Source organism: Streptomyces sp. NTD91, assembly GCF_059510455.1.
The window spans coordinates 53,839-66,265 of record NZ_JCAJZW010000003.1 but is presented as its reverse complement, the minus strand read 5'-3'; the positions used below and the strand labels follow the sequence as shown (position 1 = coordinate 66,265).

General features: G+C 71.1%; 8 protein-coding genes. 6 read left to right on the top strand and 2 right to left on the bottom strand.

The window, feature by feature from the left end; all coding sequences use genetic code 11:
* Positions 1 to 109 precede the first annotated feature (109 nt).
* The 3 genes from AC5WRT_RS04825 (at position 110) to AC5WRT_RS04815 (ending at position 4,921) form a co-directional block, all read left to right on the top strand.
* Complete coding sequence (locus AC5WRT_RS04825) at positions 110 to 1,753, top strand: PucR family transcriptional regulator (protein ID WP_496096293.1); 1,644 nt, start codon at positions 110 to 112, stop codon at positions 1,751 to 1,753.
* A 141-nt stretch (positions 1,754 to 1,894) separates the two neighbouring features.
* Entirely contained in the window at positions 1,895 to 3,340 is a 1,446-nt protein-coding gene (locus tag AC5WRT_RS04820) for an aldehyde dehydrogenase family protein (RefSeq protein WP_496099958.1), read from the top strand.
* Between the two features lie 213 nt (positions 3,341 to 3,553).
* On the top strand, positions 3,554 to 4,921 hold the full coding sequence (locus tag AC5WRT_RS04815; RefSeq protein ID WP_496099957.1) for a S53 family peptidase: 1,368 nt from the start codon (positions 3,554 to 3,556) through the stop codon (positions 4,919 to 4,921).
* Between the two features lie 832 nt (positions 4,922 to 5,753).
* On the opposite strand, the gene AC5WRT_RS04810 is transcribed toward AC5WRT_RS04815, so the two are convergent.
* On the bottom strand, positions 5,754 to 6,803 hold the full coding sequence (locus tag AC5WRT_RS04810) for a LacI family DNA-binding transcriptional regulator (RefSeq protein WP_496099956.1): 1,050 nt from the start codon (positions 6,801 to 6,803) through the stop codon (positions 5,754 to 5,756).
* 318 nt (positions 6,804 to 7,121) lie between these two features.
* Here AC5WRT_RS04810 and AC5WRT_RS04805 point away from each other — a divergent pair, with 318 nt between their 5' ends.
* On the top strand, positions 7,122 to 9,059 hold the full coding sequence (locus tag AC5WRT_RS04805; RefSeq protein WP_496096297.1) for an acyl-CoA dehydrogenase family protein: 1,938 nt from the start codon (positions 7,122 to 7,124) through the stop codon (positions 9,057 to 9,059).
* Between the two features lie 35 nt (positions 9,060 to 9,094).
* On the opposite strand, the gene AC5WRT_RS04800 is transcribed toward AC5WRT_RS04805, so the two are convergent.
* Complete coding sequence (locus AC5WRT_RS04800) at positions 9,095 to 9,562, bottom strand: hypothetical protein (RefSeq protein WP_496096343.1); 468 nt, start codon at positions 9,560 to 9,562, stop codon at positions 9,095 to 9,097.
* Between the two features lie 279 nt (positions 9,563 to 9,841).
* Between AC5WRT_RS04800 and dxr the strand changes: the two genes are divergently transcribed.
* Positions 9,842 to 11,113, top strand: coding sequence for a 1-deoxy-D-xylulose-5-phosphate reductoisomerase (gene dxr / locus AC5WRT_RS04795; RefSeq protein WP_496096298.1), 1,272 nt, complete (start codon positions 9,842 to 9,844; stop codon positions 11,111 to 11,113).
* The gene (locus tag AC5WRT_RS04790; protein WP_496096299.1) at positions 11,110 to 12,414 is read left to right on the top strand and encodes a M50 family metallopeptidase; all 1,305 of its coding nucleotides are present in this window, start codon (positions 11,110 to 11,112) and stop codon (positions 12,412 to 12,414) included. Before dxr ends, AC5WRT_RS04790 begins: the two co-directional genes overlap by 4 nt.
* Positions 12,415 to 12,427: the final 13 nt, after the last annotated feature.

The following is a 12,427-nucleotide window of genomic DNA, read 5'->3' as shown; positions in this document are numbered from 1 at the left end:
CGTACGGTGAGGCAGAATCGGGGTAGGCCGTTCATACGCTGCGGCCAAAAGATCAGCCTGGCCTGCCGGATTGTCCGGTCGCCTCGATCCCCCTCACCGTGAAGGCCCCATGCCCCCGACGCTCGCCTCGCTCGTCCACCACTCCGCGCTGAAGCTGACCGTACGCGCGGGCGAGGACCGTCTCGATGTGCCCGTCCGCTGGGCGCACGTCAGCGAGCTGGCCGACCCCGTGCCGTACATGGAGGGCGGCGAGCTGCTGCTGATCACCGCGCTGAAGCTGGACGCGGAGAACCGCGAGGCCATGCGGCGGTATGTGAAGCGGCTGGTCGGCGCGGGAGTCGTGGGGCTCGGGTTCGCCGTGGGGGTCAACTACGAGGACATCCCCGCCCCGCTCGTCGACGCCTGCGAGGAGGAAGGGCTGCCGTTGCTGGAGGTGCCCCGCCGCACCCCCTTCCTCGCCATCAGCAAGGCCGTCTCCGCCGCCATCGCCGCCGACCAGTACCGGGCCGTCACCGCCGGCTTCGCCGCCCAGAGGGAGCTGACCAGGCAGGCCCTGAACGCCGGACCCGAGGGGCTGCTCGGCGTACTCGCCGGGCAGGTCGACGGCTGGGCCGCGCTGTACGACGCCTCCGGCGCCGTCGTCGCCGCCGCACCCGAGTGGGCCGGGCGGCGTGCCGCCCGGCTGACGGCGGACGTCGAGCGGCTGCGGGAGCGGCCCGCGCCCGCCTCGTGCGTCGTCGGCGGCCCCGACCACGAGGACCGGGTCGAGCTGCACTCCCTGGGCACGGGCCGGCGCCCGCGCGCCGCCCTGGCCGTCGGCACCGCCGCGCCCCTCGGCACCGCCGAGCGGTACGCCGTGCACTCGGCCATCGCGCTGCTCACCCTCACCACCGAACGCTCCCGCTCCCTGCAGGCGGCCGAACAGCGCGTCGGCACGGCGGTGCTGCGCATGCTCCTCGCCGGAGAGCCCGACCACGCCCGGGCCGTCGCCGGCGATCTGTACGGCGGACTGCTCGACGCGCCGTTCCGGATGATCGTCGCCGAGTCGGTGCCGGGCCCGGCCGCACGGGCGCACGCCGAGGCCCAAGGACGCGCGCGCGCACCGGGTGGCGCCGGGATCACCGACGGCGGGGATCCGCTCGGCGGGCTGACGGAGAGCGTGGAGTCCGCCGCCGCGCGCTCCGGCGAGGCCGTCCTGGTCGTGCCCGAGGGCGAGCGGCTGGTGGTGCTCGCCGCCGACGGGGGCGCCGCGGTGGCCGCCTGCACGCGGTACGCGGCGGCGCTGGAGACGGCCAGGGCCGTGCCCGAGCAGTCCGCGGGAGACGAGGACGAGCTGGTCGTCGGTCTGTCCGCGCCGGCCGGGCCGATCGCCGCCGCCGCTGCCTACAAGCAGGCGGAGCAGGCGCTGTCGGTGGCGCGGCGCCGGGGGCGGGTCCTGGTGGAGCACGAGCGACTGGCCGCGGGCTCGGTGCTGCCGCTGCTGGCCGACGACGCGGTGAAGGCGTTCGCGGACGGGCTGCTGCGGGCGTTGCACGAGCACGACGCGACGGGGCGCGGGGATCTCGTCGCCTCGCTGCGGGCGTGGCTGTCCCGGCACGGGCAGTGGGACGCGGCCGCCGCGGACCTGGGCGTGCACCGGCACACACTGCGGTACCGGATGCGACGGGTCGAGGAGATCCTTGGCCGCTCCCTGGACGATCCGGACGTGCGGATGGAGTTGTGGCTCGCGCTGAAGGCGACCAGCACGGAGTAGTCGCCAGGTCCAGTAGTCCAAACAGTAGTGCGCGGTCCGCCCACTGCTACGAGTCGGACAAGCGACCCCCGGCCGCCCCCGCCCTACCGTGGACCACGAAAGCCAAGCACACCTCCAACGCGGAAGGGCCGGGACTCACCTATGACTTCCACCCACGCCTTCTGGCTCGCCGGCCGCCAGGTCACCGGCGAGGACACCTTCGACGTCACCTCCCCGTGGGACGGCCGGCTCGTCGGCACGGTCAGCGTGCCGTCCGACGCCCAGGTCGAGGAGGCCGTGGCCGCCGCGTACGCGGTGCGGGACGAGTTCGCCGCCACGGCGGCCCACGTGCGCGCCGCCGCCCTGGACCACGTCAGCAAGCGGCTGGCCGAGCGCACCGAGGAGATCGCCCAGCTGATCTCCGCCGAGAACGGCAAGCCCGTCAAGTGGGCCCGTGGTGAGGTCGGCCGTGCCGTCTCGGTGTTCCGGTTCGCCGCCGAGGAGGCCCGGCGGTTCAACGGCGGCGAGGCCCAGCGCCTCGACACCGACGCCGGCGGCCAGGGCCGGCTGGCCCTCACCCGTCGCTTCCCGAAGGGTGTCGTGCTCGGCATCGCGCCGTTCAACTTCCCGCTGAACCTGTGTGCCCACAAGGTCGCTCCGGCGATCGCCGTCGGCGCGCCGATCGTCCTCAAGCCCGCCCCGGCCACCCCGCTGTCCGGCCTGATCCTCGGCGAGCTGCTGGCCGAGACCGAGCTGCCGGCCGGCTCCTGGAGCATCCTGCCGGTGCCGAACGACCGCATGCCCGCCCTGGTCCAGGACGAGCGGCTGCCGGTCATCTCCTTCACCGGCTCCGACAAGGTCGGCTACGCGATCATGGACTCGGTGCCGCGCAAGCACTGCACCCTGGAGCTGGGCGGCAACGGCGCCGCGGTCGTTCTCGCCGACTACGCGAGCGACGCCGACCTGGACTGGGCCGCGACCCGCATCGCGACCTTCTCCAACTACCAGGGCGGCCAGTCCTGCATCTCCGTGCAGCGCGTGATCGCCGACGCGTCCGTCTACGACCGCCTGGTGCCGCGTATCGTCGCCGCCGTCGAGGCGCAGGTCACCGGCGACCCGTCCGACCCCAAGACGGACGTCGGCCCGCTGGTCAGCGAGGACGCCGCCAAGCGCGTGGAGTCCTGGGTGAAGGAGGCCGTCGAGGCCGGTGCCGCGCTGCTCACCGGTGGCGACCGCGACGGCGCCTCCTACGCGCCGACCGTCCTCACCGACGTACCGGCGGACGTGACGCTCGCCTGCGAGGAGGTCTTCGGACCGGTCCTCACCGTGCAGAAGGTGGACGGCGAGGCCGAGGCGTTCGCCGCGGTCAACGACTCCAAGTACGGCCTCCAGGCGGGCGTGTTCACCCACGACCTGCAGGTCGCCTTCCGCGCCCATCGCGCCCTCGAGGTCGGCGGCGTGGTGGTCGGCGACGTCCCGTCCTACCGCGCCGACCAGATGCCGTACGGCGGCGCCAAGCAGTCCGGCGTGGGCCGCGAAGGCGTGCGGTTCGCGATGGAGGACTACACCTACGAGCGCGTGCTGGTCCTCACCGGTCTCGCGCTCTGACCTGCCACGGACAGGTCGGACGAAACGGCCGCAGCCCACTGTGCGGGGGCTGCGGCCGTTTCTGTTTCCCCCATTTCTGCTGTCCGGTAAAGGATTTGATATCGGCGGTTCAAGACTGTGCCCCTGCGTCTTGTCCTGTCCATGACTCACCCGATGGGATGCGCCTGACCACTTCGTCCGCCTCAGGACGTATCGGATCTCCCAGGGGAACACATGCACATAGCCCGTACCGGGCGCGGCGTCGCGGCGTCCGCCGCCACCGCCGCGCTGGTCGCCGCCGCTCTGGCGGCCACCTCCCAGGCCGGCGCCACCACCGCCGCACCCGCCGGCGTGCCGCACACCTTCGCGCAGCCGGCCGTCGCGGGGCACACCCTCGTCCACGGCGTGGCCAGCCCGCTGCCCATCGCGCAGTGCCAGGCCAAGTGGCACATCAACTGCTACAACCCGCTGCAGTACCGCACCGCGTACGGCCTGAACCCGCTGTACAAGAAGGGCATCACGGGCAAGGGCCGGACGATCGTCATCGTCGACTCCTTCGGGTCCCCGACCGTCCAGCACGACCTGGACGTCTACAGCAAGCAGTTCGGGCTGCCCAGCACCAAGGTCGATGTCGTCAAGTGGGGCCACGTCCCGAAGTTCGACCCGAAGAACTCGGACATGACCGGCTGGGCCGGCGAGACCACGCTGGACGTAGAGATGGCGCACGCCGTCGCGCCCGGCGCGAAGATCGTCCTGGTGGAGACCGCGGTCTCCGAGACCGAGGGCACCACCGGTCTGCCGGAGATGATGTCCGCGGAGAAGTACCTGATCGACCACGGGGTCGGCGACGTCATCAGCCAGAGCTTCGGCGCCACCGAGAACACCTTCCCGGGTTTCGACAAGGGCGACTTCTCCAGCATCAAGAAGCTGCGCTACGCCTTCGAGGCCGCGCACCGCAAGCACGTGACGGTGCTCGCCTCCTCCGGTGACGGCGGCGCCACCGACATGAAGCTGGACGGCAAGACGTACTACAACAAGCGCGTCAACTCCTGGCCGTCGTCCGACCCGTTGGTCACCTCCATCGGCGGCACCCAGCTGCACCTGAACGACAAGGGGCAGCGGATCAAGCCGGACAGCGTCTACAACGACTACGGCGCGAGCGGCGGCGGCCAGTCCCACGTGTTCACCCGCCCCGGCTTCCAGGACGGCGTGCGGAAGACCGTCGGCACCCGCCGCGGCACCCCGGACATCTCGATGGCCGCCGCGGTCAACGGCGGTGCCTGGGTGTACTCCAGCTTCGACCCGACCGCCACCGGCTGGGACGTCTCCGGCGGCACCAGCGAGGCCAGCCCGCTCTTCTCGGGCATCGTCGCCCTCGCCGACCAGGCGGCAGGCCACCGTCTGGGCACCATCAACACCGCCCTCTACACCCTGCTGAAGCAGAAGAGCCCGGGCGTCGTCGATGTCAACGACGGCACCGACAACAGCTACCAGGGCGTCAAGGGCTACAAGGCCGTCAACGGCTACGACATGGCCACGGGTGTGGGCACCCTGGACGCCCTGCGCTTCGTCCCGGCCCTGGCCAAGCAGCCCGTCCGCTAGTGGAAACCTTTCTCGAGTAGGCGGGACCGCAGCACCGCCCGCGCTGCAGAAGGGCCCGGCACCACTTTTCGGTGCCGGGCCCCTTCCGCCGCCGGCCGTCTCCGGACCCTCGACCGGAGAAACCGACGTGCGCGAGCCACAGCGGGCCGCGCAGCCCGAGGTGGAGGTCGTGGACACCCGCGGTGGGGTGCCCAGGGGCAGCGCGGCCGGCACCTGGCCGCCGTCCAGGGACAGTGGCCGTACGCCCTCGCCGGCCATCTGCGCCGGCACCTTGCTGTCCCCGTACCGAAGTCGCAGGCCCGGCGGACCGGTTCGGCCGTCCCGCCTGCTCCGGCGTCACCGCGTCGCCCGCCGTCACGTCCGGTCCACGATCGCGGCGCCGGACTGTTCGTCGAAGTCGGCCCCGCGCGGTCCAGCCCCCCGCTCACCCGGGTCACGTCCCGGAACTTCGGCTCACTCAGCGGTACTTCGAAGGCAACGGTGGTCGCGCCGCAGAGGGCGAGGGCGCGTCGGCGGCTCGTGGCGCGGGCGGGCCACCTACGGCTTTGCGACCCGCCCGTAGACCTGCACCACCTCGCCCGCCGGCCGGTCCCCGGCGTTCGCCACCGCGCACGAGATCCGCAGCGCGACCTCCTCGACACCGGCGCGAGGCCGACGTAGGCGAAGGAGGCGTAGTCAGGCCGTGGCCGAAGGGGAGGAGCGGGGGTGCCCGCGAAGCACAGGTACGTCCGGCGGCTGCCGATCACGTCGGAGCCGAGCAGGCCGGGCGGCCGGCGTCGGAGGCGTACCAGGTCCGCGGGAGGCGGCCGGGGGTGTCTCGGTCGGAGTGTCTTCAGGGGGCGGTCGGGACCGGTCCCGAACTCGCCCGCACCGTCAGCTCGGGCGCGATCAGCACGACCTCGTCGCTGCCGCACCCGTTCAGCTTGGCCACCAGATGCTCGACCGCGTAGCGGCCCATCTCCTGCGCCGGGATGCCGACCGAGGTCAGCCGCACCGAAGCCTGCACGGCGACCTGGTCCGGGCAGATCGCGACCACGGACACGTCCTCCGGCACCGCCCGGCCCTGCTGGCGCAGCAGCGCGAGCAGCGGCTCCACCGCCGACTCGTTCTGCACCACGAACCCGGTCGTTCCCGGGCGCTCGTCCAGGATCCGGGCCAGGGTCACGGCCGTCGCGTCGTAACCGCCCTCGCACGGGCGGTGCAGCAGCCGCACGCCGGTCCTCCGGGCCCCGGAGCGCAGACCGTCCAGGGTGCGCTCGGCGAAGCCGGTGTGCCGCTCGTAGACGGCCGGGGCCTCGCCGATGACGGCGATGTCGCGATGGCCGAGACCTGCCAGGTGCTCCACGCACAGCGCGCCCGTGGCGCTCCAGTCCAGGTCCACGCAGGTCAGACCGGTGGGATCGGCGGGCAGACCGATGAGCACCGAGGGCTGGTCGTCCCCCGCCCCCGGCTTCGCGTGAGCGGCGGCGTCGCCACGGCGCAGCAGCGGCAGCCGCTCGTCCTCCAGTTCGACGTCCATGAGGATCATCGCGTCGGTGAGACCGCTGCCGGTCACCCGGCGTACCGCGTCGGGCCCCTCCTCGCCCGTGAGCAGCAGGATGTCGTAGCCGTGCGTGCGGGCCGTGGTGGCCACGGCGACGGCGATCTCCATCATCACCGGCACGTACATGTCGGTGCGCAGCGGGATCATCAGCGCGATGATGTTCGACCGTTTCCCGGCCAGGGCGCGGGCCCCGGCGTTCGGGTGGTAGCCCAGTTCCCGGATGCTCTGCTCGACCCGCTGCCGGGTGGTCGCGGAGATGGACCGTTTGCCGCTGAGGACATAGCTCACCGTGCTCGCCGAGACTCCGGCGTGCTGGGCTACCTCGGCGAGGGTGACCATCCGTGCTCCAAGGCTCTGTGAAGCGCTTCGACTGTTGCGCCTCCCCGACGGGGTTCGGTGAGGGGTGAGATTGACACTAACCCTCGGCCGGGCGGGGTGTCCAGAGGGTGTCGAAGCGCTTCGACGACATGTCTCCGAGGGTAGATGGCCCACCCTGGCAGCAGTACCACACCCGTCGGCCGGGCCTGCGGCAGGGCTTTCGGCCGGATGGACCGCGAGGGGTGGTGGGGGCGGCCCGTTTCGGGTACCAACGATCCAGTAGCACTGGTCGGTAGCGAACGATCCGTAATCATCCCTCTTCGCGGCGAGGTGAGCCTCATGTCCGCCCCCACCACCCCACGCACCACCGTCACCGAACGAGAGGCCCGCCAGGTGGCGGAGGCCGCCCGGCAGCAGGACTGGCACAAGCCGAGCTTCGCCAAGGAGCTGTTCCTCGGGCGCTTCCGGCTCGATCTCATCCACCCCCACCCGCTCCCGGACCCCGACAGCGTCAGCCGCGGCGAGGAGTTCCTCGCCAAACTGCGCGCGTTCTGCGAGTCCACCGTCGACGGCGCCCGCATCGAGCGCGAGGCCCGCATCCCCGACGAGGTCGTCGCCGGCCTGAAGGAACTCGGCGCCCTCGGCATGAAGATCGACCCCAAGTACGGCGGACTCGGCCTCACCCAGCTGTACTACAACAAGGCGCTCGCCCTGGTCGGCTCCGTGAGCCCCGCCGTCGGCGCGCTGCTCTCCGCCCACCAGTCGATCGGCGTGCCCCAGCCGCTGAAGATGTTCGGCACCCAGGAGCAGAAGGACGCCTTCCTGCCCCGCTGCGCCCGCACCGACATCTCCGCCTTCCTGCTCACCGAGCCGGACGTCGGCTCCGACCCGGCGCGCCTGGCCACCACCGCCGTACCCGACGGAGACGACTACGTCCTCGACGGGGTGAAACTGTGGACCACCAACGGGGTGGTCGCCGACCTGCTCGTCGTGATGGCCCGGGTACCGAAGTCCGAGGGGCACAAGGGCGGTATCACCGCGTTCGTCGTCGAGGCGACGAGCGAGGGCATCACCGTCGAGAACCGCAACGCCTTCATGGGCCTGCGCGGCATCGAGAACGGCGTCACCCGCTTCCATCAGGTCCGGGTACCGGCCGCCCACCGCATCGGCCCCGAGGGCGCGGGCCTGAAGATCGCGCTCACCACGCTCAACACCGGCCGGCTCTCACTGCCCGCGATGTGCGCGGGCGCCGGCAAGTGGTGTCTGAAGATCGCCCGCGAGTGGTCGGCGGAACGCGAGCAGTGGGGCAAGCCGGTCGCGCTGCACGAGGCCGTCGGCTCCAAGATCTCGTTCATCACGGCCACGACCTTCGCCCTGGAGGCCGTGCTCGACCTGTCCTCCCAGATGGCCGACGAGGACCGCAACGACATCCGCATCGAGGCCGCCCTCGCCAAGCTCTACGGCTCTGAGATGGCCTGGAAGATGGCCGACGAACTGGTACAGATCCGCGGCGGCCGCGGCTACGAGACCGCCGAGTCCCTCAAGGCGCGCGGCGAGCGCGCGGTCCCGGCCGAGCAGATGCTGCGGGACCTGCGCATCAACCGCATCTTCGAGGGCTCCACGGAGATCATGCACCTGCTGATCGCCCGCGAGGCCGTCGACGCCCACCTCTCGGTCGCCGGGGACCTCATCGACCCCGACAAGTCCCTGTCCGACAAGGCCAAGGCGGGCGCGAACGCGGGCGTCTTCTATGCCAAGTGGCTGCCCAGGCTGGTCGCCGGACCCGGCCAACTGCCCACGGCATACGGTCAGTTCAAGCACGGCATCGACTTGTCCGGACATCTGCGCTACGTCGAGCGCACCGCCCGCAAGCTGGCCCGCTCCACCTTCTACGCCATGTCCCGCTGGCAGGGGAAGATGGAGACCAAGCAGGGCTTCCTCGGGCGGATCGTGGACATCGGCGCCGAACTGTTCGCGATGAGCGCGGCCTGCGTCCGCGCCGAATGGCTGCGCAGCCGGGGCGACCACGGACGCGAGGCCTACCAGTTGGCCGACGCCTTCTGCCGACAGGCCCGCATCCGGGTCGACGAACTCTTCGACCGCCTGTGGACGAACACCGACGACCTGGACCGCAAGGTGGTCAAGGGCGTCCTCGGCGGCGCCTACACCTGGCTGGAGGAAGGCATCCTCGACCCGTCCGCGGAAGGCCCGTGGATCGCCGACGCGACCCCCGGACCATCCACCCGGGAGAGCGCGCGCCGCCCCTTCGAGGCCTGACCCGCTCTCCCGCCCGTCGACCGGGCGCCTGGGGGTCAGTTGCCCCAGGTGCCCTGGTTCACGGCACAGGTCCAGCCCGAGCCGTGCAGGGTGAACTTCGCCCTGTAGCTGTGGGTGTTGAGCAGGTGCGTCTGCACCTTCACCCCGAGGCTCGCCTTCTTGTTCAGCGTCCCCGTGTACACGGTCACCGTCTTCGACGTCTTGGAGGTGACCTTGCCGCCCGTGGCCTTGGCCGAACCGAAGCGGATGTTCTTCACGTCCGAGACGGTGAGGCCGACCTTCTTGAACGCCTTCGTCGTGCTCTTGTTCTTGATGCCGAAGTACAGGCCGCCGTTGGTCACCCACCCGTGGGAGTCGATGGAGAAGCGGGACGGGTAGACCAGGTCGATCGGGCAGCCGGAGCTGGTCGGCGCCTGTGCGGCGGCGAAAGCGCCCCCGGCGAGTGCGAGCTGAGCGGCGGTCAGCAGGCCGGCCGTCGCCAGAACGGTCGTGGTCGTACGCATACGGTTCAAGGCGGTGATTCCTCCCCCATCTTCTGCGCGCCCCTCGTGCCGGCCGCCTACGGAAGGATGCCATCGCCGGCGGCGCGACACGCTGAAATTCGGCAGGAAGGAGATCCGCTGCGGGGACAGGCCCCCGCAGCGGGGAACCGCAGTCTCACCAACGGCCTTCACCGATGCTTTGAAACCGGACAATGTTCCGTTCCGTGACGAAACCCGTTCACACACCCGCCCGAGGGACACCCTGTCCTCGCTGTCGGTGGATGCGGCAACAATGGGGGGATGACCGACAGCCCCGCCCATCCGGCACCCCTCGCCGATCCGCACCTCGTCTACGACCCCCTCGCGGCCGACGGCCCCAAGGACGTGGTGATCCTCGGCTCCACCGGATCCATCGGCACCCAGGCCATCGACCTCGTGCTGCGCAACCCCGACCGCTTCCGGGTCACCGCGCTGTCCGCGAACGGCGGCCGCGTCGCCCTCCTCGCCGAGCAGGCGCACCGGCTGCGGGTGCGCACCGTAGCGGTCGCCCGCGAGGACGCCGTACCCGCCCTGCGCGAGGCACTCGCCGCCGCGTACGGACCCGGCGAGCCGCTCCCCGAGATCCTCACCGGGCCGGACGCGGCCACCCAGGTCGCCGCCTCCGACTGCCACACGGTGCTCAACGGCATCACCGGCTCCATCGGCCTCGCCCCCACCCTGGCCGCCCTGCAGGCGGGCCGCACCCTGGCGCTCGCCAACAAGGAGTCCCTGATCGTCGGCGGGCCGCTGGTCAGGGAACTGGCCGAGCCCGGCCAGATCATCCCGGTCGACTCCGAGCACGCGGCGCTCTTCCAGTCGCTGGCCGCGGGGACGAGGGACGACGTCCGCAAGCTGGTGGTGACGGCGTCCGGCGGACCCTTCCGCGGCCGGACGAAGGCCGAGCTGGCGGACGTGACCGTCGAGGACGCCCTCGCCCACCCCACCTGGGCGATGGGCCCGGTGATCACGATCAACTCCGCGACCCTCGTCAACAAGGGCCTGGAGGTCATCGAGGCACACCTGCTCTACGACATTCCCTTCGACCGCATTGAGGTGGTCGTGCATCCCCAGTCGTATGTCCACTCGATGGTCGAGTTCACCGACGGATCCACGATCGCCCAGGCGACGCCCCCCGACATGCGCGGGCCCATCGCCATCGGTCTGGGCTGGCCCGAACGGGTTCCGGACGCGGCGCCCGCCTTCGACTGGAGCAAGGCCTCCACCTGGGAGTTCTTCCCCCTGGACAACGAGGCCTTCCCCTCGGTGAACCTCGCCCGGCACGTGGGGCGGCTCGCGGGCACGGCCCCGGCGGTGTTCAATGCCGCAAACGAGGAGTGCGTCGAGGCCTTCCTGAACGGCGCGCTGCCCTTCAACGGCATCATGGAGACCGTCACCAGGGTCGTCGAGGAGCACGGCACCCCGGCCACGGGAACTTCCCTCACCGTGTCGGACGTCCTCGAAGCGGAGACCTGGGCCCGCGCCCGGGCCCGCGAACTCACAGCCACGACGGCGACCGCGGAGGCGCGTGCATGACGACCTTGATGTTCATCCTCGGGATACTGGTCTTCGCGTTCGGCCTGCTCGTCTCCATCGCCTGGCACGAACTGGGGCACCTGTCCACGGCCAAGCTCTTCGGCATCCGGGTGCCGCAGTACATGGTCGGCTTCGGCCCGACCGTCTGGTCGCGGAGGAGGGGCGACACCGAGTACGGCATCAAGGCCATCCCGCTCGGCGGCTACATCCGCATGATCGGCATGTTCCCGCCCGACGAGAAGGGCCGGGTCTCCGCCCGCTCCACCTCCCCGTGGCGCGGCATGATCGAGGACGCCCGCTCGGCCGCCTTCGAGGAACTGCAGCCCGGTGACGAGACGCGCATGTTCTACACGCGCAAGCCGTGGAAGCGCGTCATCGTCATGTTCGCCGGCCCCTTCATGAACCTGATCCTCGCGGTCGCCCTGTTCTTCACCGTGCTCATGGGGTTCGGCATCCAGCAGCAGACCACCACGGTCGCCTCGGTCTCCCCCTGCGTCATTGCCCAGAGCGAGCACCGCGACAGCTGCAAGAAGTCCGACCCCGCGTCCCCGGCCCAGGCCGCCGGCATGAAGAAGCGCGACAAGATCGTCGCCTTCGCCGGCAAGCCGACCAAGGACTGGAACACCCTGTCGGACCTCATCCGCGACAGCGCCGGCAAGAGCGTCCCGATCGTCGTGGAGCGGGACGGCAGGCAGCTCACCCTGCACGCCACGATCGCCACCAACCAGGTCGCCGAGAAGGACTCCAGCGGCCAGTACGTCGAGGGCAAGTACGTGAAGGCCGGCTTCCTCGGCTTCAGCGCCGCCACCGGCGTCGTCCACCAGGACTTCGGCCAGTCCGTGACCTGGATGACCGACCGCGTCGGCGACGCCGTCGACTCCCTCGCCGCCATCCCCGGCAAGATCCCGGCCCTGTGGGACGCGGCCTTCGGCAACGCCCCGCGCCAGCCGGACTCCCCGGTCGGCATCGTCGGCGCGGCCCGCATCACCGGCGACATCGCCACCCTCCACATCCCCGCCTCCCAGCAGGTGGCGATGTTCGTGATGCTCCTCGCCGGCTTCAACCTCTCCCTGTTCCTGTTCAACATGCTCCCGCTGCTCCCGCTCGACGGCGGGCACATCGCGGGCGCCCTGTGGGAGGCACTGCGCCGCAACGTGGCCAGGGTCATGCGCCGCCCGGACCCGGGCCCGTTCGACGTGGCGAAGCTGATGCCGGTGGCGTACGTGGTGGCGGGGATCTTTGTGTGCTTCACGATCTTGGTCCTGATCGCGGATGTCGTTAACCCGGTGAAAATCTCCTAGCCGCATGGCGTTC

Bases quoted from the DNA above. Each gene is read 5' to 3' on its own strand.
- AC5WRT_RS04820 (WP_496099958.1), top strand. From the start codon at position 1,895: ATGACTTCCACCCACGCCTTCTGGCTCGCCGGCCGCCAGGTCACCGGC.
- AC5WRT_RS04810 (WP_496099956.1), bottom strand. From the start codon at position 6,803: ATGGTCACCCTCGCCGAGGTAGCCCAGCACGCCGGAGTCTCGGCGAGC.
- AC5WRT_RS04815 (WP_496099957.1), top strand. From the start codon at position 3,554: ATGCACATAGCCCGTACCGGGCGCGGCGTCGCGGCGTCCGCCGCCACC.
- AC5WRT_RS04790 (WP_496096299.1), top strand. From the start codon at position 11,110: ATGACGACCTTGATGTTCATCCTCGGGATACTGGTCTTCGCGTTCGGC.
- AC5WRT_RS04800 (WP_496096343.1), bottom strand. From the start codon at position 9,562: ATGCGTACGACCACGACCGTTCTGGCGACGGCCGGCCTGCTGACCGCC.
- AC5WRT_RS04825 (WP_496096293.1), top strand. From the start codon at position 110: ATGCCCCCGACGCTCGCCTCGCTCGTCCACCACTCCGCGCTGAAGCTG.
- AC5WRT_RS04805 (WP_496096297.1), top strand. From the start codon at position 7,122: ATGTCCGCCCCCACCACCCCACGCACCACCGTCACCGAACGAGAGGCC.
- dxr (WP_496096298.1), top strand. From the start codon at position 9,842: ATGACCGACAGCCCCGCCCATCCGGCACCCCTCGCCGATCCGCACCTC.